Below are 23,068 nucleotides of genomic sequence, written 5' to 3'. Positions count from 1 at the left end.
ATAAAGTCAGTATTTTAGTGTAATATCAAAATACTGACTCTTTTTATTTTAAATATTCTTCAAATTCTGAAATTTCTTCAAGTACATCCCTTAAAGATTCCACTTCAAAGTCCTTGTATCCCTTTACACTTTCTGCGTGAATCATGGAGCTTAAGATACTTTCGTAAATCGCATCTATTGTAGCTGAAAAAACATCGTCAATCTTATCATCACTTAAGCATTTAATATCTACAAACTCTTCCCTTTCATGAGGGACTTTATTATAAGTTGAAAAAGCAAGCGCAATTTCTCCACTGCCATTTCCGGAGTTTGCTCCTGTTCTTGAAATTCCCGACATGGCTCTCTTGCAAACCCTTTTTAGTTGTCTTGATGAAAGTGGAAGGTCCGTTGCAATAATAATTATTATTGAACCCTGTTCCTTTTCCTTGTCCACAGGTATTTGTTTTTGTAAACTCTCTTCCCTAAGTGCTTTTATGTTTTTTCCCTCTATGGTCAGTTCATGAAACTTTGCATGGTTAGTAAGAACTAAAACTCCGATGTTATAGTCCCTATCATAGTAAACCACCCTTGAAGAAGTTCCAATTCCGCCCTTTAGTTCATGGCATCTCATGCCACGCCCTGCACCAACGGCGCCCTCTTCAAAGTCCACTGATGCACTTGTTATAGCTTCAAGCACATGTTCTTCTGTAACATGAAGACCTCTAATGTCGTTTAGTCTCATATCATTACATTCAAGCACTGGGCAGTTTATAGTGCCAGTGTCCACTCCTATTTCGGGATTTTGTTCAAGCATATATTTTACCGATGCAGTTAGTGCCGTCCCCACTGAAAGGGTGTTGGTTAATATGATTGGTGCTTCAAGGGTGCCAAGTTCATCAATTTGAATTAGCCCCTGTGGTTTTGCAAAACCATTTACCACATGGCTTGCGGCTAGTAGTTTTTCTTTAAAAATATTTTCCTTCGGCACTATGGCAGTAACACCAGTTTGAACATCCCCAGTTTTAATTGTAACTTGTCCTACCTTAACACCTTCAACATCTGTTATACAATTATTTTTTCCCTTTTTATACATTCCAATTTCTTTTTTTAGTCCCATATCTACCTCATAATAAAAATCTAATTTTATAGCATATTATAATCCAAATTGGCAAAAAATTCCCTATTTATTAAACCGTAATTTAAAAGGCCATGAGAAAGCTCATAGCCTTTGTTTTTAGTCATTCACTTTAACAGAATTTGCCATTATTAAATTTGCTATTTGAGATATTGGCATACCTTGTAGATATACTTTGCCCGGGCCTGTAACAACTGTATTGAACACGCCTTCGCCGCCTAAAAACATATTCTTTAGGCCTTCTACAGATTTTATTTCCATGTCACAAGTGGCGTCCATTGCTGCAAGGTTGCCAGTGCTTATAACTATTTTTTCTCCTGGGTTTAGTTCTATGATCTCACAGTGGCCATCTATTTCTACAAATGCCTTGCCATGTCCTGACAGTCTTTGCATAATAAATCCTTCACCACCGAAGAAGCCTGTGCTAAGTTTCTTTTGGAATTGCACTGAAAGGTCAACGCCTTCTTCACACGCTAGAAAGGCAGACTTTTGCGCAATTATTTCTCCATCTTCGATGTCAAAGGCTAAGATACTTCCAGGAAATGATGATGCAATTGCAATTTCTCCGTCAACTCCATTTACGCAGGTGTATCTGTTTTGAAACATCTTTTCACCGCTAAAAAGTCTTCCTATGGCCTTTCCTACTCCTCCTCTTGATGTAGTTTCCATCTTTAGGTTTGGTGTCATCCAGCTCATGCCGCCACCTTCTGTTATTATGCTTTCTCCATTTTCAAGTTTCACTTTAAGTACTGGAAGGTTGTCTCCAACTATTTCGTATTTCATTATTTCAACTCCTTTTGATATGCATTTCTTAAATCGCCATTTTCTAGGCGAATAATTCCACAGTATTTATACCCAAGGCTCTCTAAAAGCCCCTTCATGTTGTCATTGTCTTTATGGGTGTCCACTCTAATGTTTTTAATTCCTTTTGATTTTGCAAGTTCTTCTATTTCTTTAAACATCTTCTTTCCATAGCCCTTGCCTCTGCAAACTCTTGATACGGCAAATCTATGTACCGTTACATAGTCCTCCCCATTTAGCCAAGCTCCGTCTATTTCTAAATAGGTCTTGTCAATGCCTTCTGTAACTGCAGTTGTGCCAACTATTTCTTCTCCATCTTCAAGAACATACGAAAAATTATTTTCCATGTCTCTAAGTAAACTCTCAAGGCTTGGCCCTTCATCCTGCCACTGATTAACGCCCTTTTCCTTAAGGCTTCGTCTTCCATCTTTGTATATGCTTAAAACTTTTATAATATGCTTTTGCTTCGTGGTTATTAGCTTCATTCCATCTCCTATGTGATAAGTTTATATTAAAGATGATAATTTTAAAAGTATTTTTCGTAAATTTCTTTATAAAAATGCATGGCTTTCACCATGCTTCATTATTTTATTTCCTTTAATAGTTCCACCAAGTAGTCGTACACTCTTTCCACGGATTTTATTTCAAGTCTTTCCTTTACCGAGTGGGCACCTGTTATGTTTGGTCCAATTGAAATTATGTCCATGTTTGGATATTTTTCATAAATTGCTCCACATTCAAGGCCCGCATGAATTACGATGGTTTCAAAGTCTCTTCCTTCCATTTTCTTATAAACATCTTGAGCAAGCACTCGAAGTTTTGAATCCTCTTTATACTCCCAACTTGGATATCTTGCGCCGATTTCATAATTAAATCCACTTTCATCCAAAACTTTTGTGATTTTTTCTTTTAGTTCTTTTAACACATGATTTTCAGAAGAACGTAGGGAAATTTCAATTTTAATCTTTCCATCATCTTCTTTTACAAAGGCAAGGTTGTTGGAAGACTCAACTGTTCCGTCCTTCATAAAGGAGTTAACTCCCGTTGGAAGTTCATTTATAGCTTTAATAAGCCTTTGTGATTGCTCTTTTGAGTAGCTTTTTCCTGTGGTTTTAACTATATTTATTTGAAGCTCCCCTAAAAGAGTTTCATATTTAGAAATTATTTTTTCCTTCGCCTCTTCAAGTGCTTCTATATCATTTCCATAGACCTTTACAAATCCTTCCGATGGAATAACATTGTCCAAAGTGCCGCAGCTAAATTCGCCAATGGAAATATCTTTTAGTTCCGCTAAGAAGCTTCCTAAAATTTTTACTGCATTGCCTCTGTCTTCATGAATTTGCATTCCAGAGTGGCCACCTTTGAGTCCACTAACTTTTATTTCAAAGCCCTCTTTATCGCCATCATTTTGAATTTCTTCTTCAACGAAAACAGTCAGTCCTCCTGCGGATCCCACTGTGAGAATGCCCTCTTCTTCAGAGTCAATGTTTATAAGGTAGTCCCCTTCTAAAACTTCGTCAGAAAGTTTTAATGCACCATTCATGCTGGTTTCTTCTTCCGTTGTAACAAGAAGTTCTATCTGTGGGCCAATGTAGTTTTCGTCTTCCATTATGGCAAGTGCTATGGCAATAGCAATTCCATTGTCAGCACCAAGGGTTGTGTCCTTCGCCATTAGAAATCCATTTTCCACCACTGGGATAATTGGATCTTTTGTGAAGTCGTGGTTTGAGTCAGAAAGTTTTGACCCAACCATGTCCATATGACCTTGTAGTACCACCTTCGGCACATCTTCATAGCCTGTTGAGGCACTTCTTTTTAAAATTACATTTAAATATTCATCTTGATAGGTTTCAAAGCCAAGTTTTTTACCAGTTTCTACCAAATAGTCTGAAACTTCTTTTTCAAATCCACTGGGTCTTGGTATATCCATTAACTTTTTAAAATAATAAAATACCCTCTGTGGTTTTAAATTTTCTAAGCTATTCATTACTTACCTTCTGCGTTGTTTAAAATAATATTTTTAACCACTTCAAGAGATTTTTCCATAAGGTCCACAGAAACTATTTCGTATCTTCCATGGTAGTTGTACCCACCTGTAAATAGGTTTGGTGTTGGTAGACCCATGAAAGATAGTCTCGCTCCGTCGGTGCCACCTCTAATTGGCTTTATAATTGGAGTTAGTCCCGCTTGTGAAATTGCATTTTTTGCCAGATTAACTATTTCAATATGTGGTTCCACCTTTTCTCTCATATTGTAGTAGGAGTCCTCTATGTTTAACTTTATACACTCTCCATATTTCTTATTTAAAAAGTCAACGGCATTTTGCATCAAATCCTTCTTTTCTTGGAAGCTATCTTTAAAGAAGTCCCTGATTATATAAACTACTTCTGCCTGTGCTGAAGTCCCTTTGATTTCGTGAAGCATATAAAATCCTTCGTACTTTTCAGAGTGTTCCGGTCTTTCATTTGCAGGAAGCATTTGATTAAACTCCTGCGCCAGTAGTAGTGCGTTTATTAAAACATTTTTTGCAGAGCCTGGGTGAACTGCCTTTCCTTCAATTTCCAATGTGGCAGTTGCAGCGTTGAAGTTTTCGTATTCAAGCTCTCCCACAGGACCGCCGTCAATGGTATATGCAAAGTCGGCACCAAATTTTTCCACGTCAAATAAATCTGCTCCCCTGCCAATTTCTTCATCGGGAGTAAAGCCGATTTTAATGTCGCCAAATTTTAAATCTCTATTGTTCATGAAAAATTTCGCCGCTTCCATAACTATGGAAACTCCCGCCTTGTCGTCTGCACCAAGTAATGTAGTTCCATCTGTTGTGACGATCTTGTGACCAATTAAATCCTTTAAAAATGGAAACTCTTCTTCAGTTAACTTATACTTTTCATTTAGTACAATGTCCCCACCCTTGTACTCTTCCACAATTTGTGGTTTGTCACATTTTCCTGGCATTTCAAGGGCAGTGTCCATATGGGCGATTAGTCCAATCTTTGGTGCGTTTTTCACTGTTCCATCAATGGATGCATAGATGTATCCATGTTCGTCAAGCTCTGCGTTATCTATTCCTATTTCTTTAAGCTCTTTTACAAGTAGCTTACCAAGTTCAAGCTGTCCCTTTGTTGATGGACAGCTTTTGCTTTTGTCGTCACTTTGTGTGTCAATACTAATATAGTTTAAAAATCTATCTAACATTTTATCTCCTAGTCTAATTTAAATACTATAGTGTGGTTGTAATTAATCAATATCTTCCAGTATCCCTTTAGTTCTTCGTCAAGTTCAGGGTCGGAAGTGTCCGCTTTAATAACTCCGTCGGCAATTGAATATAGCTTTGCATGGGTTGCAATAATTATTATATTGTCTTTGCCAATATGTCTTATGATCCTTGGGCTAAGTTGTTGATTTCCTCTACCAAAGACATGGCCTTGTCCACCTATAACTGTAACAATAAGCGTTGCCTTTTTATCCTTTATAAAGTCGTAGATTTGATTTTCTGTAGCTTCTTTTAATACGATTTCGCCCTTATAGATTATGTCCACTCCAAGAAGTGAAACGTCATATCCAATGTCTCTCATAACAGAGTTTACAGTTCCACCGGTACCTACAACATAAACCATGTCGTCGTCTTTGTCCTTCATTATTTTTTCTAATTCTTCTGCAATTCCTTCAATCTCTTCAACTGATGTTGATGAGCTGGACTTTGATGATTGCATTAATTTTTCAACCCTTGGCACATCAAGATAGCCATATAGTTTTGCTTGAAGCACATTTTGTCTAAATTTTTCCTCGTCAATATCCATAACTTCTGAATGTGCAGTTACAATGGAGTCCTTGTCTTGAACGTATTCTCTTATTACAAGACCTGCGTCCTTTGGGTTGTTTGCATAAACCGCAGAGTGAATCTTAACTCCCGCTGGGATACCAATACATGGAATGGAAACTTCTACTGCGTTAAATATATTTCTTGCAGTACCATCCCCACCGGCAAATAGAATTAAGTCCACATTTTCCTTTTTCAATTCTCCAGCGATAAACTCTGTATCTTCAGATGTGGTATGTTCTTTCTTTTCTCCAATAACCTTGTAGTTAAAGCCAAGTTCCTTTAAAACATCTTCACCCATCTTCCCTGCGCCGGTAAAAAATTCTATTTTATCCTTTAGGTCCACAACCTCTTTAAGAGCTGTCTTTGCCTTGCTATTTGATAAAAACTTTCCGCCTCTTTCAAGGGCAAGCTTTTGAGTTTCCTCTCCGTCACTTCCCTTTAGCCCTACCGAGCCACCAATACCTGCAACTGGATTTATAATTAAACCTATTTTCATTTATTTACTCCCTTTCTCTTAAAATTACACTATATTCTTTATACCCTACTGTAAAAATAACAAAACAGAGCAATAAAAAAGAGCCGCTTAGTAGCAGCCCAATTAGTAAATCAAATATTTTCTTGTAAATTCTCTAAAGTACTCTTCCTCTTCTTCCGTTAAATCCCTCTTCAATATGAAGTAAAGTATTTCATGTAAATCAATTTCTATTAGATTTTCGTAGTCAAATTCTTCCATTCTCTCCTTAAGAGGGTCGTTTTCAAATGGATACATAAACACAGTGTAATCATTTTTATTTTCAAGAATAGATACATTTCTATTTATTCTAAAATTTTTACAAAATTCTTCTCTTGTAATGTCATCTAGATTAAAAGATTTTTCCACTTGCTTTGAAAATTCTTTCTCCCACATGTCGTGGTTGTTATCTCCATTAAATGAACCGAAGTGGTCCTCCCAATAGGTAAACTCAAAATAGATTCTAACTCCTGAAGACATCTCCACATATAAATCTATGCTGTTGTTTACGTCGTTATTTACAACCTTGTCAAATTGAACATGGGTTACTTCTCCAAGATTTTCCCTCTCTATAATATGTGAAATAAAATCAGTAGCAAGTTTCTTGTTTTCCAAAATTGGAAGAAATAAATTCATTCCAAGTATCTTGGAAGATTTTAAGTCATTGCCATATTTTTTTATTTCCTCGCCTTTGTAATACTTCTTTAAAAGATTGTAGCTTCCATCGATAAAGTTATCCTTTAACTCTACTGTGGTGCCCTCGCCTTCAATCTTTAAGACTTCATTCTTATATCTTTCTAAGTGTTCTTCAATCCTATTATTTAATTCATCTTGTCTCATGTACATTTCCTTTTCTTTCTAATGCTTTAAACATAGATACCATTATATTAGATTAATGTCATTATGCCAAGACTCATAAGTTTTTATAACATTTGTGTACCCTAAACTTTCTGGACTAACAATTAAATGCTTAGCAAAGTTAATCAATAGTTTATCCATTCGCTGTCTTGTCTTTAAATCATCTATTGAAGTAAGCTCCAACACCTTGGAGTCGCCGATGGTGCGCCTTAAAAGCTCTGTGCCACAAAATGAATACATATCAGTCATGTAGTCCTGAATGGTCTTATTTATAAAGTTTTTGTTATTAAAACTTGGGTCAATTACCTTTTTCTTTTTAAAATACTCTGCAAAACTGCTATAAAGTGACTTAATAAAAATTTCTATATGACGTTTTATTTCATTTGATCCCTCAAGATTTTTTAAAACCTCTTCATTGTATATAAGGGCAAAAAATAGATTTGCAAGTACATTGCCAAGGTCGTAGCCTATGGGTGCAAAGGTTGCAAACTCTGGGTCTATTATCTTTACACTGCCCTCTTTCACAAATATGGATCCAGTGTGTAGGTCCCCGTGTATAAGGGCCTGTTTATCATTTACAAACTTTTCCTTTAGTATAGCTGCCCTAAGCTGTAAATTTCTATCATTATAAATATTTTCTTCAACGTATTTTTCAAGGCCTTCAGTAATGACATTTCTCTTTTTATAATCTATAAATGGCTCTGTTAAAACCAAGTCCTCTGTAATGTTACACATGTCTTCATTACATATCATAGACTGTAATTTTCTTCTCTTGTTTAAATCCATGTAAAAAATCGTTGTGGGAAGAAGGCTCTTTACACAAAATTCTCCAAGTTTTTTTGTTGTACCTTGATAAAAATTACCATTCATATACTCATGTCGAAGATTTTTATAATCAAATAAATCTTCCATGACGATTAACTTCAAGTCCCTGTCATAGAAATATAATTTTGGGGAAAACTTTGGAGTGGACTTGTTGTAGTAGTTAAGCATAAAGGCTTCAATGTCCATACGGTTTTGGCTCAGTGGTCTCTGTGATGAGCGAAGTAATTCATCTGCCTGTTTAAATATATAGGACTTTTTCTCTCCTTTAAGTCTAAACACATAATTTATATTTCCATCCCCGATCTCTTGGCAAGTTATTTTTTCATCACTTTGAAATAACTTTTTACTAACTGCGTATTCAACCCCACTTTCTTGGTCAAGCAATTTATATTCCATTACTTTTCCTTTATATTTCCATAGGTCTTGAACTTTTCAAGCATAAGTTCCATTTCATCATCAGGAAGAATAACGGGACTACCAACGGACTTAGTTAAAAAGTATAACTTTGAAACAAATTCCAATTCGTCAGTTATATTAATCGCATTTTTTATGTCCTTTGCTCCTGCAAGTAGTCCATGGTTTGCAAGTAGCACCGCACGTCTGTCACCCATTGCCTTTATTGCGTTTTGGGCTAGTTCTTCAGTGCCAAAGGTTGCGTACTCGGCACATGGAACGTCCTTGCCACCGGCCACTGCAATCATATAGTGCACAGCTGGAAGGCTCTGTCTTAAACATGAAACCGCTGCACAGTAAGTTGTGTGTGAGTGAACCACTGCGTCAATGTCATCTCTGTTTTCATAGATGATAGAGTGCATTCTATGTTCTGATGATGGTTTTAAACTTCCTTCAACCACATTGCCATTTAAATCCATTAATACCATGTCCTCTGGTTTTAACTTTGGATACTCAATTCCCGATGGGGTTATTAGCATTAATTTTTCTTCCCTAATAAATATTGAAAGGTTTCCTCCAGTCCCCTTTGTTAACCCAAGATCTAAAAGGGCGTTACCTCCATCTACAAGTTCCTGTCTCTGTTCTAAAAATCTCATTAATAAAACTCCTTTACTTCACTTTTATAATATTCCTCTAAGTTATATGGGGTATAGATGCCCTTGTCAGTAACCACCCCTGAAATAAGATGAGGCGGCGTTATGTCAAAGGATGGATAGTATCCCTTCACGCCTTCCATAGCATTTCTAACTCCCCTTGCCTCAAGGACTTCCCTCTCGTCCCTGTACTCTATCTTTACTTCGTCTATACTTTTTTTATCAACATCGGGAATCCCCGTTACAAAATATGGCACATGATGATACTTAGCAGAAATTGCAATTTGGTAAGTGCCAATTTTATTTACAACATATCCGTCCATGGTTATGGAGTCTGCTGCAGATGTAAAGATATTAATATCTTTTTCCTTAAGCAATTGGCTTACCATGTTATCCGTAATTACAGTTGTGTCAAAGCCCATATCATGACATACCGATGCAGTTAATCTGGAACCTTGAAAGTAGGGTCTTGTCTCTGGAACCCATAGACGAAGATTAAGTCCCTTCTCCCTTGCCTCACGAAGCATTGTGCCTACGATGGTCTCTCCAAAACATTGGGTCATAACATTGAAGTTATTTTCCATTAAACTTACTAGATGCTTTCCCACTACAGTCATAGTAGAGTAACGCCTGTTTAAAGATTCAATGGTCAAATCAAAAATAGCTTTATCTGTGGCGCGCCCTTCAGCTAATGCCTTTTCAAAAACTTTTAATGAGTTTCTACAGACCTTACCCATTCTATTTGAAGTTGTAGGTCTCGAGTAGGTAAGTGCACGGGCAGCCTCTTTCATAAATTCAAGTTGTTTCTCTTCACTTTTGTTTCTACATTCATATGCGGCAAGAGCCATGCCCATGCCACATGCGGTATATGGACCTGCAGATTGAGTTACCATATCCCTAATCGCCTTTGCAACTTCAACGTAGCTACTACAGTACACAAAGGAAACTTCCACCGGATAAACTCTTCTATCCAAAATTCGAACACGCCCATCTTCATACCAAGCCACATTTTCATATTGCAACATAAAAGCCATATCATAGTCCTGTCTTTTCATTATGCACCTCTAATATGATTATATAACAAAACCGACACCTATTATAAGTGTCGGTCTCTAATAAACTTTTTCAAAAACTTCGCATAACATTGGAGCTTGCTCATAAAATACTTTTCCATAGTTTTTATATTCTTCAATGAAAAAATCGTCATGAGCCTTTCTCCAATATTTATAACTTCTATCTCCCTCTCCTTCATGATAAGCGTGTTCTGGAGTTATTAGATAGTAGGGAATAACATATATAACCTTGGTTTGTATAATACATACTGGGTCACTTGAACCATTCAATATAATGCTATAGTCCCCAACTTTAGGCATAGCTTCTCCTTCTTCATAAAGTTCATACGCTGAAGTAGTGGCAGTTTTAATTCCTCTGTTTACTAAATCAGAGAGTTCGTCTGCCATGTCCTTGCTATTTCCAAATGACCACGCATCAAAGGAAGTATCTATAGAAATATTTTTTTCTTCGCAAAATTTTCTCCAAAACTCTTTAATCTTTTCTTCCATCATACACTACTCTTCTAATGTATAACCCTATGGGACATCCATCCTTCATAGAATTCCTCACTCGTTTCAACTCTAACATAACACCAAACTCTTATGTTGTCGTTTATTTCTGTATAGAGAACTTGTACTGGTGTTCCTGCTTTAAAAGTCTTTATTAGTGGAGCATTTACCGATGGACCGTCCCTTAAGTTTGCCACTTTGTCCACGTATCTTGTGGTGTTTTCATAGTTTGATGCAATTCTACTAAGCTTGTCACTTGCTATAACTTCACTATTTTCTTTTTCAGTAGTATCTTCCGTAGCTTCCGTTGGCTCTTCCTTAGGAGCTTCTTCCTCTTTAAGCTCATCAATTTTTGTATAGCCATCAAACTGCAGTGAGTTTAGTAAATCATCTAAGTCATCCCTAGAGATTAAATTTTTCACATTATATCTATATGCGCCATTGGCCTCTTGGAAGTTGTTAGCAGCATATGCCACATATTCCGTTTCAGTTTTGTCAAAATATCTGTAGCTTACTTTGTACACATTTGCAAAGGTATAGTCTTCCCTTGAGAAGTTTCCAGTCTTAATGTCATTGTCAGAAACTTTATACTCATATGAACCAAGTCTTTGGATTCGTAACTTTTCAACATTCCAAAAACCTGTGTCATTATTGATTCGAGACTTAAACTCCTGGTCTAATTTCTTTATAATGTTCGGTTCTATTTCCTTGTAGGAATTTATAAATACTTCTAAGCCTTCAACTTTAATTTCTTTTTCAATTTTATCTTTGTCAATTTCAATTTTATATCTATCGTTTGGTTTAAGTTCAAATACTGCCTTTACCTTGTCGCCATTTTTAAGGCCTTCTGATTTAGAAAGTTTAACCTCTTGCTCCTTAATATATTTTAACAGCGCATCTTCATCCATAACATTTTTTACTTCACTTATTTCAGGTTCGCCTACAAGGGTTGCTGTGGCTGTTCCATTTCCGTCAAATCCAGTTACTTCTATTTCAATGTCCATGTTCTTAGTTGAAATTACTGCATCGGGCTTCATTGCATAAAGCACCTTTGGTACTATGAAAATGGCAGATATAAGTAGTATTCCTGCGATTAAAATTGACGCCAATAATTTTTTATTAACAGGTTTTCTGTTTTCGTTATAGTAGTTTTGAGTTTCCCTTTCATAATCTTGATATGAACTTTTATCTTCTTGATAATTTTCATAAGGACTATTATTTTGTGGAAGTTCACTTGCTACATGCACATCTTCCTTTGAAGGTACAAGATTATTTCTTTCAGGGTTTTCTCTTCTCTCTGAAAGTTTTTCCTCACCAACATAGTCTTCGTAGTCTGTCTCTTTAAATTCATTTACTTGATTTTGAATTAATTCCTTCGCCATTTGACTTTTTTCTTTTATGACTTCAGTAAATCCAGACACTTCCCTTTCTACATTTATGGAGCGTTGTCCTTGGTAAATTCTTCTGAATAACATTACGGACAAAACTATTGCAAGAATCATTCCAATTACAAAAAATATTCCCGCCGCTGCAACTCTCTCTTCTGAAATTCTCGAAAGATTTTGCATAAACTGCTCTATTTGTCCAAAGGATCCAAAATCTAAATTTTGAATGTTTTTTAAAGCCCTCTTGCTGGCTCTTAAAACACTTAGGATTGGTCTAAATAGTATAAAGTCAATTACAAAAATCCCATAGGTAATACACGAAATAATATTTTGCACAGTTAGAAAATTTTTGCCAAGCTTATTTCGTATAAATGTGGTGTATAAAAATATTAAAAGCGCCACCACAAGAGCTATGAGTATTAGATTATAAAAATTATAAATCCTATAAATTGCTTTAATCGTTTTGCCAATATCATCTAAGTTGTCATAACCCATTTTGTCCGCAGCTTGTCCCATAACTATGGCTATAATAATCGTAATAATCGAAAGCACCGCCATGGCTGCTGTGGCAAAAAACTGCACCTGGTCAAGACTTCTTAAAGATATCTTCTTCCTTGGTTTATTTTCCATAACTTCCTCCTAAATTACTTTTATTTTAATAATTTAATTTGTTAAATTAATTATAAGCAAATATGATACCGATTGCAAACATTAATTTTGTTTAGAATTAAATAAAAAATCCGGTACCTAATTCACATTAAGTACCGGATATTTTCTATTCGTCTATTCCCACCATTACTGATGTAGCTTTTATAACTGCGTAAGCTTCCTTGCCCACTTCTAAGTTAAGTTCTTTAATTGCATTCATTGAGATTGTGGATGAGATTATATTTCCTCCTCCAATGTCAATTTTCACGATGCCATTTACTGCGCCTTCTTGAATGTCTATTACTTTTCCCTTCAATTGGTTTCTTGCTGATAGTTTCATATATTACCTCCTAAAATTTTATATTTAATTCCACAGGACAGTGATCTGAACCCATAACTTGGTCCAATATGTCCGCAGAAACTAAATTCTCTTTTAAAGCTTCTGACACTAAAAAATAGTCAATCCTCCAGCCTATGTTTCTATCTCTAGACTTTGCAAAGTATGACCACCAACTGTATCTGTCCGTTGCATCTGGATAAAAGTATCTAAATGTGTCCACAAAGCCTGAGTCAAGTAGCTTTGTCATTTCAGTTCTCTCTTCGTCGGTAAAGCCTGCATTTCTTCTATTGGTGTCAGGGTTTTTAAGGTCAATCTCCTTATGTGCCACGTTTAAGTCACCACATAGTACAACTGGTTTTGACTCTTCAAGGGTTTTTAAATACTCTCTAAATAATTTTTCCCACACAGTTGTTCTATACTCAAGCCTTTCAAGGCCTCTCTTTGAATTTGGCGTGTAGCATGTTACAAAGAAAAAGTCTTCAAACTCGCATGTTATTACTCTACCTTCGTCATCGTGTTCAGGTACGCCTATGCCGTACCTCACGCTAAGTGGTTCTATTTTACTTATTACTGCCGTACCTGAGTACCCTGGTCTTTCTGCTGAATTTATATATACAAATTTTCCAGGAAATTCAAACTCCCATTGATGCTCTTGCATCTTTATTTCCTGTAGCCCAATAACATCTGGGTCTACTTCGTTGTAGAAGTCCATAAATCCCTTTTTCATACAAGCCCTAAGTCCGTTAACATTCCATGATATTAATTTCATTTTTCCTCCATATTTTAATTTTATTATCCTATCATTATTATATCCATTACTACTCTATTATATATTAAAGAAGAAAACAGTCCAACCATGTTAAAGTCGTAAAATTCTTTTTCAAATGTTATAATAACTTATAGAAAGAGAGGTATTTATGACAACAAATGGATTTAAATTAATTTCAGAAGAATTTATAGATGATATTTCTTCAAATGTTAAAATTTTTGAACATGAGAAGACAAAGGCAAGGCTAATGGCCGTTGAAAATGATGACGACAACAAGGTGTTTGGTATTGGCTTTAGGACTCCACCTTATAACTCTACGGGAGTTGCCCATATACTTGAACACTGTGTGTTAAATGGTTCAAGAAAGTTTAAGACAAGAGAGCCTTTTATGGATATGTTAAAGACATCTCTTCAAACTTTTTTAAATGCCATGACATTTTCTGACAAGACCATCTACCCTATTGCCAGCAGAAACGATAAAGACTTTCACAACCTAATGGATGTGTATCTTGACGCCGTGTTCTTCCCTGCAGTAAGGACTAAAAAAGAAATCTTTTTACAAGAGGGATGGCACTATGAATTAAAAAACAAAGACGACAAGTTAAGTTATAAAGGCGTTGTGTATAACGAAATGAAGGGTGCATACTCTTCTAAGGACACAATAATGTACCAAGAGTTTGCAAAGGGACTTTTCCCTGACTCAATCTACGGTAACGAGTCCGGCGGCTATCCATATGATATTCCAAGCCTTTCATATGAAGAGTTTGTTGGCTTTTATGACAAGCTATACCATCCATCAAACTCATTTATCTTTATATATGGTGACATGAACACTGATGATCAGTTAAAGTTTATTGACGAAGAATATCTATCACATTTTGAAGAGGACGAAATCGATTCAAAAATTGAAATCCAAAAAGATTTTGATAAGGAGAGAGACTTTAATGTCTCATATTCAATCTCTTCCGATGAAGATCCTAAGAACAAGGACATGCTTATCTATGGTGTTAGATCTGGATTTAAATATGACCCAGTGGATGCACTAACAAACTCCATTATAAGAGACACTTTATTCGAAAACGACGGTTCTCCTCTAAAGCTTGCTCTACTAGAAAGTAGCATCGGCGAAGACATTGACGGACTTTACACCGACGGAATGGAAATGGGCCTTGGTCTTGTGGCTATTAACACTTCAAAGGATAAAAAGGAACAGTTTAAAAATATAATTGAAGATGAGCTTAAAAAGATTGTTAAAGATGGAATGGACTCTAAGAAGATTGAAGCTGCCATAAACAAGATGGAGTACAACATAAGAGAGGCTGAAAACTTTGCTACTAAGGGTATAATCTACTTTATAAACTGCCTTGACACTTGGCTATATGACAAGGACCCTACTATTAACTTCAAGTTTGAAGATGTGCTTTCAAAGATTAGAGAAAAAATTGGCACCGACTACTTTGAAAAGTATATTGAAGAAAAGATTTTAAACAATCCAAACAAGGTTATTATTTCTCTTGAAGCTACTCCTGGAATGAATATGGAAAAGGACAAAGAAGTGGACAAAAAACTTCAAGAGTATAAGGACAGCTTAAGCGAAGAGGAATTGGAAGAGCTTTTTGAACAAAATAGAGTTCTTGAAAAATTCCAAAACACTGAAGATAGCGAAGAAGAAAAAAATACTATTCCAAAGCTTAAACTTGATGACATCGAGAGAAAAGTTTTAGAAATTCCTACAGAGGAGATAAAAAAGGATAACCATGTTGTGCTTTATCACGACCTTTTCACAGGTAAGATAAACTATATTACCCTTGCCTTTGACTTAGAGTGGGCAGAAAAGGAAGACATACAATATATTGCATTACTTTCCGATATGCTAACAAAGGTTTCAACTAAAAACCACTCCTACAAGGACATGGAAACAGAACTATTCCTAAAGACCGGTGGTATTGATACAAGCATTAGCTCCATTGTAGACTATAAAGACCCTAAGAAGTACTATAAGAAGTTTAGAGTTTCTTCAAAGGCAATCGGAGAAAAATCAAAGGATATGTTTGCCCTTGTAGAAGATGTGCTACTTGGAAGTAAGTTTGACGATAGAGCTAGAATGAAAGAGTTAATCTCCCAAATTTTAATAAACTTGGAAAATCAAATCCTTTCATCAGGACATTCCATTGCAATCTTAAGGACCCAATCTTATCAAAGCCAAGTTGGAATGTTCAATGACTTAGTTGGTGGAGTTTCCTACTATGACTTTGTAAGGGATTTAAACAAAAACTTTGATGACAAATTTGAAGAGATTAAAGAAAAACTTGTGGATGTTCAAGAAAAGACCTTTAACCAAAATAAACTTATCTTAAATGTTACAACAGACAGAGACGAGTTTGAAAGAGTTGAAAAAGAAGGAGAAGAATTTATAAAGAATCTTTCAAATAAAGAGCTTCCAAGTGTAAATTTAGTGTTTGACTTAGAAAAGAAAAACGAAGGAATAACTTCTTCATCAAATGTAAACTATGTTGCAAAGTCATTTACCTTTGACCCAGATGAGTTTGAATTTGACGGATCAATGTTTGTAATTTCATCAATGCTAAGTTTAACCTATATCTACAACTCCATTAGAGCACAAGGTGGCGCATATGGATGTGGAATGGGAATTAGTGAGTCTGGAACAGTTCACATGTACTCATTTAGAGACCCAAATGTTAAAAACACCGTTGATGTTTACAATTCAGTGGCAGAGTACTTGAGAAACTTAAAACTTTCAAAGGAAGAACTTTCAAGCTTTATAATTGGATCCTTAAACAAATTCAATCCACCACTTACAAATATGCAAAAGGGACAAGTTGCACTTACAATGTACCTTTCAAGAAAGACGACTGAAGACCTTAACAGAAATCTTAAAGAAGCCCTTGAAACAAAAGTGGAAGACTTTGAAAAAGTTGCAGACCTTATTGATAGAGCAATGAAGGAAGATTATATTGCAACAATTGGAAACAACGAAAAAATAAAAGAAGACGGCGAAGTATTTAAAGAAATACGTCCTTTAAATAAGTAAAATTTTCCCGGTAGTGTTCTACCGGGATTTTTAAATTTTTAATTTTGAAGTCTCGCATAAAATCTAACTTAAATATATAACCATATCTTCCTTTTCGATTATATCGTCATCATGGGTTACAACTATTACAGTTTTCCCCTGTCTATTTAAATCGTGAAGAATTTTCATTACAATTTCACTGTTCTTTTTATCCAGGGAGCCTGTTGGTTCGTCTGCCAATAAAACAGAACACTTCTTTATCATAAGACGAGCTAAGGCAACTCTTTGTTGCTCCCCTCCTGATAGTTTATAAACCTTTTTATTTTTCTCTTTTTCTAAACCCACTTTTTTTAAAGCTTCATCTATTGATACACCCGTTCTTCCTGTCTTCTTTATCAAATTTAAATTTTCTAACACGGTCTTGTTTTCTAATAGCGCAAAGTTTTGAAACAAAAATCCTACAACTTCCGAGAAGTATTTTTGCTTTTTCTTTTTTGATACATCAAAGCCATTTACAATAATCGAACCGCTATCTGGATATTCTATGCCGCCAATCATATTTAGTAAAGTGCTTTTACCACTTCCGCTATCTCCTCTGATTATGACAAAACTTCCATCAGGAATTTCTAAGCTATAGTTTTGAAACAACACTTTTTCATCATACTTCTTACAAATTTCATTTATTTTTATCATAGACATCCTCCCTTAAGCGCCTTTTGTACATTTGTTCTTTCTATCCTTATTATATTAAATATAATTATTATAAACTCAATCAGAATTACTAAAGCACTTACTAAAATAGTAATTTCTGTATCAATTCGTTTTGATATTAAGGAAAGTATTAAAAAGCCTGTAAATATCACAAGGTTTTCTATCATAATAAGACTAAGGAATGACTTGTGGCGATTAAATATTCCATATCCCAAAATTTTCATAAGTGAAATTTTCATTGCATTTCGTCTAAACTCCAATTGACTTACTGCCAAAATAATTGCAATGTCTAAAAATATAATAACCACACAAAGTGAGCTTAAAAACGCAAGCAGTTTAACTAAAAATGTATGATTGTAATTATATTGATCTTCAACATTGGTTATTACTTGATTGTAATTTCCTAATATATCTTCATATTTGCTGCAAATCTCTTTCAAGTTTTCTTTGGACGTATTAAATAATATAGCTTCTCCTTTGTAGCTTTGAAGATTTGCACCATCAATTTTCAAATCATTATTTAATTGATAAATTATTACGGGATTTTTTGTCCTTTCAACTCCATCTATTGAATTGTTATCAAGATAGGAAAAATATTTAGAGTCGGAGTACTCCACATATTTAATTTTCCAGTCTTTGAAATCTTCTTTTGGATATTTAAAACAAAAATCCAATCTATCATATGCTAACATTTTGTTTTCTTCAAATGACTTTCCCTTAGGGATAAAAATAATTAAATCATTTTCCTTCAAAGACTCTTTCTCTACGCTTTCTTTAAAACCCTGTAGCATATCCTTTCCATTATTATTCACAAAAACAACGTCATTCTTTCCATTCAAAATATTTATACATATGGAAGGATTCATTACCGAATACTCTTTTTCATAAACCTCATCCCAAAATTTTTGTTCCTTATCAAGATCAAAGCCTTCAGTTTGTACTCTAAGATAGTTTGCGTTGTAATATGATTTAAGTAAACTTCCGTCAGCAAATAAATTCCCATTAATACTACTGATATTTGTAATCAGCGTTATAATTGTTAGAGCTCCCGCAATTAGCTTAAGTGCATACAATAAGTACATTGAACCCTTTTCATCTGTGGCATTTGAAAGTAATTTTTTAATGTCCATAGAATAAAAAATAAAATATGGAAGTGTTGAAAGTGCTACTCCTAACAGGTAAATTAAAATTATTAATTTATTTTCATAGGCTCCTGATATAAAGTTTAACATCAATAGCTTTGCCAATATAAATAGGACTAGAGAAGAAACCAAATTAATAATCGCCGTTTTAAGCACAATTGAACTTACGATTTCTCCAAACAAAACTCTTACGGCAATCTCTTTCTTTCTTCTAATTACCTCCACCAAGTTCATTATTATCATAAGTAAACTAATCATTCCCCATACGATTATTATCATATCTTTTTCTGTTGCATTCCAGTATTGTGGGCTAGTTAAGTTATACTTCGCTTCTAGGTCCTTATATGTAGAGTTAACCGCATCCTCATCTCCTATATAACATATGAAGTTCTCATAGTTAACGGACTCTGGTTCAAGCTCTTTCAAATCATGGTATTTAACATCTGTAATTCCAGAAATTAATGATGTGTACTCCTTCTCTTCAACATTTGCCACATCTTTAATTGATTTACGAATCACATCTGAATCGCCATAAATGTGGAGCGTGAAGCGAAACTTACTTTTTATTTCTTTATAATAAGTAAAGACTTCTACATTATTTTTAGATGAAGCCTTCTGTGCATCCTCTAAAAAACCTTGAATGTTTTCGGTTGAAACTTCAAAACTAGAGGCTTTATAATAAGCTGTCGAGAAATTAAAAAGTTCATTTTGAAAAATTTCCGATTGCATAATAAATCCAAATATCAAAAAGCAAAAAAGGAAAATGTTTTTTATAATTTTCATTTATTCTAACCTCCACTTTCATATTATATTAATTATATAAGCAAAGCAATATAGTTTGATTTTAACTTCATTAATAACACCTTCGTTTAAATAATTTTATCATTCATATAAAGATAACTCAATTTTATGATGTATATAGCAAAAATAAAATCCAATTCTAAAGTTAGTAAACTTACATTTTTAAATATTTTATTATATTTTTTCACTCTAAATTTTCTTTTATTTTACACTTTTCCACATTGAAGTTTTTATAGCTTTAGAGTATAATCGATGTAACAATTTATTAGGAGGACTTATGAAAAAGCATTTTTTTGGTAAAAAGATTTTATCTGTAGCTTTGGCTGTAACGTTTTCTCTTTCAGCTGTAACTAGTTCTAACGCTGCTACCACATGGACTAGAGTTGCTGGCAAGGACAGAACTGAAACTTCAATAAAAGCTGCACAGATGCTAGAAACAAATACTGTAGTATTCGCAAATGGAAGACAGTTCCCTGACGCACTTTCTTCTGCAAATATTTGTAATACTAAAAACGGTAAACTTATTTTAGTTAACGGAAATGAAGATTATTCTAAATTTGTTAATGAAAATGAAATTGAACAGGTTTATATCATTGGTGGAACTTCATCAATTTCTAAGAAGTTTGAAGATAATTTAAAGGCTACTTCTGTAGAGGTTAAGAGACTTGCAGGTTCAAATAGATATGTGACAAATGCAAAGACTATCGAAGAATCTGGTCTTAGTGAAGTTGGTGTTGCAAGTGGAGAAAACTTTGCCGACGCTCTAGCTTCAACTGGTTTATTAAAGGAAAATAATGCAGGTCTTGTGCTTGTACCTCCTTCAAACAAACTTCCTGTAGAAGATGTTGTTGTTAAATACGCTTTTGGTGGAAAGTCATCTGTTAACGTTGCTGCTGAAACTGTATTTGCAGGTAAGGATAGATTTGACACAGCGCTAAAGATTGCAGAAGCTACTGAAAGCTATAACCTTGCATTTGTAAATGGAATGGACTTCCCTGATGCACTTTCGGCTGTAAACATTGTAAATGCTAAGGGCGTTGACGTTGTATTTGCTCCAAGGGCTAAGAGCGAAAGAACAATGGCTCTATGTGAAGCTGCGGAAAAAATCTTTGTAGTTGGTGGTAAGTCTTCAGTTTCCGAAGAAGCTATGGAACTTGCAATTAATGGCTATTATGAAAAAATAGTTAAGGACTTTGGCAATATTCAAGTTATTGACGACGGATCAAAAACTTTCTTAAGAAATATTGAATCTGATGAAGTTATTGTAAAGGATGAAAACAACAAGGGAGTTGTGAATGTTGATGGTCATAGATACCTAATCAATGAGGACGGTTCATTAAAACTTGGCTTTATTAAAGAAGGTGCTAAGACTTACTTTGCAAAAGCTGAAACTGGTCTTGCAAGAGGATTCGTACAAGAAGGCCAAAAGATATATTACTTTGACCCGGTTGACTACAATATGTATAAGGGTGGACCAAGAAACACTGGACTTACATGCTATTGGTTTGGCGATGACGGTGCAATAAAATCTGGAACTAGAATGTCTGGATTTAAAAAGGACACTCCTGTTAAATGGGAAATGCCTACAGCTGAAGATTTAAGGAACACTTGGCTAGAAGGGGGCAACAAAGAAAATAGATTCCTTGGACAAAAAATTTCTAACTACGCTTGTGAAAGAGCTGGACTTCCTTTCAAATGGTACGGTTTCGACTTAAACGACAAATCTGGTGTGTACTGTGTAGGTGCAACTTACTCTGCTTATAAGGAAAATGGAATTGCTATTCCAGGACCTGACCTATGTGATGTTAAAGCAGATGGTGGATACAAGATGGTAGAAGTTCAATATAAACAAGCTCCAAAGTATGGCGGCAAATATATTAAAACCGACTTTAACAACCTACTTCCTGGAGACCTTCCTTACTCATCAAGGCAAGCTGGACATTATAGTCACGGCGCAATCTACATCGGTAAAAACGGTGGAAGACCAATGACTGCCCATGCAACACTTGCTGGTGGATTTATAATTGAAGAATACTCAAGAGTATACACTTGGAAGTATCACGACTTACAAACTGTAAGATATTTAAATGAAAAGTAATTACAAAAGGTGCTTAAGATAAGCACCTTTTTTGTTACAAATATAAAGCCATTAGCACAGCGTCTCCATAGTTTCCATCTTCGTCTTTAAAGTAGTCTTCGTAGTAACCAATTCTATCGAAACCAAATCTCTCGTAAAGTCCAATGGCAGCTTCGTTGTCCGCCCTGACATCTAGGTCCACGATTTCAATATATGGATTTTCCACGCAGTAGTCTAACATGGCTGTTATCATTTGTCTTCCTATTCCCATATTCCAATAATCTTTTAGTACAAAGATTCCAAGGGTTACTCTATGTCCCGACTTGGAGGTTATATCATTTCCCTGTAGCGTTCCAATGGAAACTATTTTTTCATCCACCATGCCAACTAACATCAGTCCCGTCTTTGATCTGCTATAGCCTTCGATTAAAAACTTTTCTTCTATAACCGTATAGTTCTTTAAGTTGTCCATGGTCACTATTAAATTATCCGACTCTGTTACCGCCTTTTTTATGCAGTCTAAAATTTCTTTTGCCTGTTGTGGCTTTGCCTTTTCTATAATAAGATCCATTTCATCACCTATGTAAAAGAATATATTAAAAGGACCCTATTTGCAATTAAAATAGAGTCCCTTTACTTTTATAAATTTAAATATTCAAATGTTCTTTCATAACTCATTGTAACTATCAAAGTCTAATGTCTTCCACATATAACTCTATATAAATATTTCTAAAAACACTGCCACTACTGCAAAAAACATCATTATTTTGCTTACTAGTATAAAGGTCTTCATATGTAACCCTCCTTTATTATATTGTCCACCTAAACTGTAAAGAAATTTTAAAGGAATTGTAAAAAATATGTAAGATATTTTATTCTTTTTCGACAATTATTTATTGACTTTCGATAAATTTTTGCTATAATTTAAGAAAAGGGAGGTTCTTATGAAAAAAACTTACTGTAGAGCTTTACAATTGATTTCTATTTTTTTAATACTCTTTATAGCTTTTTCGCTTTTTGAGTTAATACCTACAGGAATTGATTTGGTTTTTAAAAATAATGATAGTGGAAAACTTATTTGGAACATTATGGCATGGGCAGAGCTTTTGCCAATTTTATACTGCGGATATATTTGTCTATGTATTTACGAAAATATTTATAATGATAAAATATTTACCTCTGAGAACCTGAACTACTTAAAATTTATTAGGATTTCAATAATTGTAAATATTTTTATCGTTTTAATATGTAGTATTTTGGCAATGGTTTTATCTTTACAAACTATGCACTTGTTGATTATTAATATAATCTTCTTGTTGGTTTTAGCCATGGTTTACATGGCACTGTCCCTGGTTTGCATCTTGATGTATGACGCTGTTAATCTTCAAGACGACAGCGACTTAACTATTTAGGTGATACTATGATTAGAGTAAATATTGATGTAATGCTTGCAAAGAGAAAGATGTCAGTGACAGAACTTTCTGAAAGGGTGGGTATAACCATGGCGAATATATCCATTTTAAAAAATGACAAGGCAAAGGCGGTTCGCTTCGACACCTTAAGCAAAATATGTGAAGCACTGGACTGTCAGCCAGGAGATATTTTAGAATATGTGGAGGATTAA

The 23,068-nt window shown here is 34.7% G+C and carries 21 protein-coding genes; 4 read left to right on the top strand and 17 right to left on the bottom strand.

The genetic code is table 11. The features are described from left to right. Positions 1–43: 43 nt before the first annotated feature. The 14 genes from WKS98_RS06575 to WKS98_RS06510 form a co-directional block, all read right to left on the bottom strand. On the bottom strand, positions 44–1,096 hold the full coding sequence (locus tag WKS98_RS06575) for a DmpA family aminopeptidase (protein ID WP_498917952.1): 1,053 nt from the start codon (positions 1,094–1,096) through the stop codon (positions 44–46). A gap of 117 nt (positions 1,097–1,213) precedes the next feature. After that, positions 1,214–1,897, bottom strand: a complete 684-nt coding sequence (locus tag WKS98_RS06570) for a TIGR00266 family protein (RefSeq protein WP_498917951.1) — start codon at positions 1,895–1,897, stop codon at positions 1,214–1,216. Next, positions 1,897–2,400: a GNAT family N-acetyltransferase gene (locus WKS98_RS06565; protein WP_498917949.1), complete on the bottom strand. Its 504-nt coding sequence runs from the start codon at positions 2,398–2,400 to the stop codon at positions 1,897–1,899. Before WKS98_RS06565 ends, WKS98_RS06570 begins: the two co-directional genes overlap by 1 nt. A gap of 98 nt (positions 2,401–2,498) precedes the next feature. Then, positions 2,499–3,902: a beta-Ala-His dipeptidase gene (gene pepD / locus WKS98_RS06560; RefSeq protein WP_498917947.1), complete on the bottom strand. Its 1,404-nt coding sequence runs from the start codon at positions 3,900–3,902 to the stop codon at positions 2,499–2,501. Next, entirely contained in the window at positions 3,902–5,110 is a 1,209-nt protein-coding gene (gene pepT, locus WKS98_RS06555) for a peptidase T (RefSeq protein ID WP_498917945.1), read from the bottom strand. The genes pepD and pepT overlap by 1 nt, the downstream gene beginning before the upstream one ends. Before the next feature lie 8 nt (positions 5,111–5,118). After that, positions 5,119–6,234: an ATP-NAD kinase family protein gene (locus tag WKS98_RS06550; protein ID WP_498917943.1), complete on the bottom strand. Its 1,116-nt coding sequence runs from the start codon at positions 6,232–6,234 to the stop codon at positions 5,119–5,121. A gap of 102 nt (positions 6,235–6,336) precedes the next feature. Continuing rightward, positions 6,337–7,089, bottom strand: a complete 753-nt coding sequence (locus WKS98_RS06545) for a PGN_0703 family putative restriction endonuclease (protein WP_498917941.1) — start codon at positions 7,087–7,089, stop codon at positions 6,337–6,339. Between the two features lie 42 nt (positions 7,090–7,131). Continuing rightward, positions 7,132–8,328 (bottom strand): S-methyl-5-thioribose kinase, encoded by a 1,197-nt coding sequence (gene mtnK / locus WKS98_RS06540; RefSeq protein WP_498917939.1) that lies wholly within the window; start codon positions 8,326–8,328, stop codon positions 7,132–7,134. Further along, positions 8,328–8,981, bottom strand: a complete 654-nt coding sequence (locus WKS98_RS06535; RefSeq protein WP_498917938.1) for an L-fuculose-phosphate aldolase — start codon at positions 8,979–8,981, stop codon at positions 8,328–8,330. The genes mtnK and WKS98_RS06535 overlap by 1 nt, the downstream gene beginning before the upstream one ends. After that, positions 8,981–10,033, bottom strand: coding sequence for an S-methyl-5-thioribose-1-phosphate isomerase (locus tag WKS98_RS06530; protein ID WP_498917936.1), 1,053 nt, complete (start codon positions 10,031–10,033; stop codon positions 8,981–8,983). The genes WKS98_RS06535 and WKS98_RS06530 overlap by 1 nt, the downstream gene beginning before the upstream one ends. Before the next feature lie 57 nt (positions 10,034–10,090). Continuing rightward, entirely contained in the window at positions 10,091–10,543 is a 453-nt protein-coding gene (locus WKS98_RS06525) for an ASCH domain-containing protein (protein WP_498917934.1), read from the bottom strand. 11 nt (positions 10,544–10,554) lie between these two features. Beyond that, the gene (locus WKS98_RS06520) at positions 10,555–12,555 is read right to left on the bottom strand and encodes an SH3 domain-containing protein (protein ID WP_498917932.1); all 2,001 of its coding nucleotides are present in this window, start codon (positions 12,553–12,555) and stop codon (positions 10,555–10,557) included. 145 nt (positions 12,556–12,700) lie between these two features. Further along, positions 12,701–12,913, bottom strand: coding sequence for a TOBE domain-containing protein (locus WKS98_RS06515; protein ID WP_498917930.1), 213 nt, complete (start codon positions 12,911–12,913; stop codon positions 12,701–12,703). A 10-nt stretch (positions 12,914–12,923) separates the two neighbouring features. Continuing rightward, a complete protein-coding gene (locus WKS98_RS06510; RefSeq protein WP_498917928.1) occupies positions 12,924–13,682 on the bottom strand; it encodes an exodeoxyribonuclease III in 759 nt (252 codons plus the stop codon). A 148-nt stretch (positions 13,683–13,830) separates the two neighbouring features. On the opposite strand from WKS98_RS06510, the gene WKS98_RS06505 reads away from it, so the two are divergent. Beyond that, positions 13,831–16,734 carry an insulinase family protein gene (locus WKS98_RS06505; RefSeq protein ID WP_498917926.1) on the top strand — a complete coding sequence of 968 codons (2,904 nt, stop codon included), beginning with the start codon at positions 13,831–13,833 and terminating at the stop codon, positions 16,732–16,734. A gap of 63 nt (positions 16,735–16,797) precedes the next feature. Here the strand turns inward: WKS98_RS06505 and WKS98_RS06500 are convergent, their stop codons facing one another. Together WKS98_RS06500 and WKS98_RS06495 are read right to left on the bottom strand one after the other, a co-directional pair. Next, positions 16,798–17,406, bottom strand: coding sequence for an ABC transporter ATP-binding protein (locus WKS98_RS06500; RefSeq protein ID WP_498917924.1), 609 nt, complete (start codon positions 17,404–17,406; stop codon positions 16,798–16,800). Beyond that, positions 17,403–19,295, bottom strand: a complete 1,893-nt coding sequence (locus WKS98_RS06495; protein ID WP_498917922.1) for a DUF1430 domain-containing protein — start codon at positions 19,293–19,295, stop codon at positions 17,403–17,405. The genes WKS98_RS06500 and WKS98_RS06495 overlap by 4 nt, the downstream gene beginning before the upstream one ends. Positions 19,296–19,644: 349 nt before the next feature. Here WKS98_RS06495 and WKS98_RS06490 point away from each other — a divergent pair, with 349 nt between their 5' ends. Then, a complete protein-coding gene (locus tag WKS98_RS06490; RefSeq protein ID WP_498917920.1) occupies positions 19,645–21,465 on the top strand; it encodes a cell wall-binding repeat-containing protein in 1,821 nt (606 codons plus the stop codon). A gap of 34 nt (positions 21,466–21,499) precedes the next feature. Here WKS98_RS06490 and WKS98_RS06485 read toward each other — a convergent pair whose 3' ends face one another. After that, entirely contained in the window at positions 21,500–22,015 is a 516-nt protein-coding gene (locus tag WKS98_RS06485; RefSeq protein ID WP_498917918.1) for a GNAT family N-acetyltransferase, read from the bottom strand. Positions 22,016–22,388: 373 nt separating this feature from the next. Between WKS98_RS06485 and WKS98_RS06480 the strand changes: the two genes are divergently transcribed. After that, entirely contained in the window at positions 22,389–22,856 is a 468-nt protein-coding gene (locus tag WKS98_RS06480; protein ID WP_498917916.1) for a DUF2975 domain-containing protein, read from the top strand. An 8-nt stretch (positions 22,857–22,864) separates the two neighbouring features. After that, the gene (locus WKS98_RS06475; protein ID WP_255784669.1) at positions 22,865–23,068 is read left to right on the top strand and encodes a helix-turn-helix domain-containing protein; all 204 of its coding nucleotides are present in this window, start codon (positions 22,865–22,867) and stop codon (positions 23,066–23,068) included.

The organism is Lagierella sp. ICN-221743 (assembly GCF_037890055.1).
Classification (GTDB): Bacteria; Bacillota; Clostridia; order Tissierellales; family Peptoniphilaceae; genus Mediannikoviicoccus.
This window is presented reverse-complemented; position numbering and strand designations above follow the sequence as displayed.

What these genes read in the sequence shown, in the direction of transcription:
- WKS98_RS06575 (WP_498917952.1), bottom strand. Translation starts at nt 1,096, where the DNA reads ATGGGACTAAAAAAAGAAATTGGAATGTATAAAAAGGGAAAAAATAAT.
- WKS98_RS06570 (WP_498917951.1), bottom strand. Translation starts at nt 1,897, where the DNA reads ATGAAATACGAAATAGTTGGAGACAACCTTCCAGTACTTAAAGTGAAA.
- WKS98_RS06565 (WP_498917949.1), bottom strand. Translation starts at nt 2,400, where the DNA reads ATGAAGCTAATAACCACGAAGCAAAAGCATATTATAAAAGTTTTAAGC.
- pepD (WP_498917947.1), bottom strand. Translation starts at nt 3,902, where the DNA reads ATGAATAGCTTAGAAAATTTAAAACCACAGAGGGTATTTTATTATTTT.
- pepT (WP_498917945.1), bottom strand. Translation starts at nt 5,110, where the DNA reads ATGTTAGATAGATTTTTAAACTATATTAGTATTGACACACAAAGTGAC.
- WKS98_RS06550 (WP_498917943.1), bottom strand. Translation starts at nt 6,234, where the DNA reads ATGAAAATAGGTTTAATTATAAATCCAGTTGCAGGTATTGGTGGCTCG.
- WKS98_RS06545 (WP_498917941.1), bottom strand. Translation starts at nt 7,089, where the DNA reads ATGAGACAAGATGAATTAAATAATAGGATTGAAGAACACTTAGAAAGA.
- mtnK (WP_498917939.1), bottom strand. Translation starts at nt 8,328, where the DNA reads ATGGAATATAAATTGCTTGACCAAGAAAGTGGGGTTGAATACGCAGTT.
- WKS98_RS06535 (WP_498917938.1), bottom strand. Translation starts at nt 8,981, where the DNA reads ATGAGATTTTTAGAACAGAGACAGGAACTTGTAGATGGAGGTAACGCC.
- WKS98_RS06530 (WP_498917936.1), bottom strand. Translation starts at nt 10,033, where the DNA reads ATGAAAAGACAGGACTATGATATGGCTTTTATGTTGCAATATGAAAAT.
- WKS98_RS06525 (WP_498917934.1), bottom strand. Translation starts at nt 10,543, where the DNA reads ATGATGGAAGAAAAGATTAAAGAGTTTTGGAGAAAATTTTGCGAAGAA.
- WKS98_RS06520 (WP_498917932.1), bottom strand. Translation starts at nt 12,555, where the DNA reads ATGGAAAATAAACCAAGGAAGAAGATATCTTTAAGAAGTCTTGACCAG.
- WKS98_RS06515 (WP_498917930.1), bottom strand. Translation starts at nt 12,913, where the DNA reads ATGAAACTATCAGCAAGAAACCAATTGAAGGGAAAAGTAATAGACATT.
- WKS98_RS06510 (WP_498917928.1), bottom strand. Translation starts at nt 13,682, where the DNA reads ATGAAATTAATATCATGGAATGTTAACGGACTTAGGGCTTGTATGAAA.
- WKS98_RS06505 (WP_498917926.1), top strand. Translation starts at nt 13,831, where the DNA reads ATGACAACAAATGGATTTAAATTAATTTCAGAAGAATTTATAGATGAT.
- WKS98_RS06500 (WP_498917924.1), bottom strand. Translation starts at nt 17,406, where the DNA reads ATGATAAAAATAAATGAAATTTGTAAGAAGTATGATGAAAAAGTGTTG.
- WKS98_RS06495 (WP_498917922.1), bottom strand. Translation starts at nt 19,295, where the DNA reads ATGCAATCGGAAATTTTTCAAAATGAACTTTTTAATTTCTCGACAGCT.
- WKS98_RS06490 (WP_498917920.1), top strand. Translation starts at nt 19,645, where the DNA reads ATGAAAAAGCATTTTTTTGGTAAAAAGATTTTATCTGTAGCTTTGGCT.
- WKS98_RS06485 (WP_498917918.1), bottom strand. Translation starts at nt 22,015, where the DNA reads ATGGATCTTATTATAGAAAAGGCAAAGCCACAACAGGCAAAAGAAATT.
- WKS98_RS06480 (WP_498917916.1), top strand. Translation starts at nt 22,389, where the DNA reads ATGAAAAAAACTTACTGTAGAGCTTTACAATTGATTTCTATTTTTTTA.
- WKS98_RS06475 (WP_255784669.1), top strand. Translation starts at nt 22,865, where the DNA reads ATGATTAGAGTAAATATTGATGTAATGCTTGCAAAGAGAAAGATGTCA.